The organism is Bradyrhizobium sp. Bra64, from assembly GCF_024519875.1.
Lineage (GTDB): Bacteria > Pseudomonadota > Alphaproteobacteria > Rhizobiales > Xanthobacteraceae > Bradyrhizobium > Bradyrhizobium japonicum_G.
The window spans coordinates 1-243 of sequence record NZ_JALJRD010000042.1 but is presented as its reverse complement, the minus strand read 5'-3'; the positions used below and the strand labels follow the sequence as shown (position 1 = coordinate 243).

The window sequence follows — 243 nt, the reverse complement described above, 5'->3', positions numbered from 1 at the left end:
AGTCGAACCTCAGCATCACCGGCGTGACCTACAACTCCAAGGGTCTCGGCCTCGCTGCGTTGACCGGCGGTGTCGACTTCATCGACAACGCCGCCACCAACAAGGTGCTGACCAACTTGAACACCGCGTCGAGCACGCTGCGTTCGGAAGCCTCGAGCCTCGGTTCGAACCTGACGATCGTGCAGGTTCGTCAGGACTTCAACAAGAACCTGATCAACGTGCTGCAGACCGGTTCGTCCAACC

At 59.7% G+C, this 243-nt stretch carries 1 pseudogene; it reads left to right on the top strand.

Features of this window, described 5'->3' with window-relative positions:
• Window positions 1-243, top strand: a pseudogene (locus NR187_RS34860) (flagellin); the annotation flags it as partial.